The 1,214-nt window shown below is 36.0% G+C and carries 1 protein-coding gene; it reads right to left on the bottom strand.

Annotated features, from left to right (window positions below):
* A partial coding sequence (locus tag PX636_RS03900) for an ABC transporter ATP-binding protein/permease (protein WP_288116278.1) occupies positions 1-1,214 on the bottom strand: 1,214 nt, incomplete at both ends.

Raw genomic sequence — 1,214 nt, 5'->3', positions numbered from 1 at the left:
CCTTTTGATGGTAGTTAAACAAACTTTCTCGATGTCCGACACTAATAAAGGTCTTTCCAGTTTGTTGTAACTGTTTATATAAATGATCTTCATTTTTTAAATCTAAAGCACTGGTGGCTTCATCTAAAATCACAAAATCTGGCTGATTAACGAATAGTCGCGCAAAGGCTAGACGTTGTTGTTCTCCTAAGGATAAAATATTTTCCCAATCCACTTCCTCATCAAAATTTTTGATGCGATTAAGAACATCTTGCAGGTTAACTTCTTGTAAGATTTCTTTTAATTGGGATTCACTCATCTCCGTTGTCGTTTGAGGATAAATTAGCTGTTCACGCAAGTTTCCTAAAATGATATAAGGACGTTGGGGTAAAAATAATAAATCGTCGAGGGGAGGTCGCACCAAATGACCTGTCCCTGTATTCCATAACCCAGAAATAGCGCGTAAAAGAGAACTTTTTCCTCGACCACTTGGCCCAACAATTAATAAACCTTTCCCTGGTTCAACGGATAGGGATAAATGTTCGACAATCACTTTAGCGGCATCGGGAGTTTGTAAGGTGACATCCTCAAAAGTTAGATTGTTATCTTCAATGACTTGAATGGTATTAACTGGGGTTTTTTGTTTGCTTACACCCTCTAAAGCTTGGTAAAACTCTTCTAAACGTTCAATATAATTAATAAACTCACCGGAGCGTCCAAATTCATCCACTAACACGGATAAAGCTGTGGAAAAGAAATAGCAACAATAGCTGGCTTGGTTAACTTGTCCAAACTCAATTTCACCACTAATATATAATGGGGAAACAATTAAGAAGGGGAAGATTTGAACAATGGATTGATAGCCGCGGTTAAAAAATTCCTGGGTTCTTTCCCAATTAATTCTTTCAATCATGATTTTAATCACCTGATTGAACTTTCTTTGAATAATATTTAACTCTTTTTCTTCCCCTCTAAAAAATGCAATTGATTCAGCGTGAGTCCGAACATGAGTAATGGCGTATTTATAGGTTCCTTCGATTTCTAATTGTTGTTTATTGACTTTATTTAGTTGTTGAGTAATGTAGGTGGCAAGAATATTTCCAATAATCGTATAAACCAGAAGCACAATAGAAATGGTTTTAGAAATTGACCAAAGGATGACAATAAAAACCAGCATCTCCATAACTTTTTCAACACAGGTTGTTAAAAAGTCCATCGTTGTTCTGGCAATGGGT

Source organism: Microcystis sp. M53598_WE2, from assembly GCF_030067735.1.
GTDB lineage: Bacteria > Cyanobacteriota > Cyanobacteriia > Cyanobacteriales > Microcystaceae > Microcystis > Microcystis aeruginosa.
Note: the sequence above shows the minus strand (reverse complement) of the source record. Positions and strands in the feature narration are given on the sequence as shown.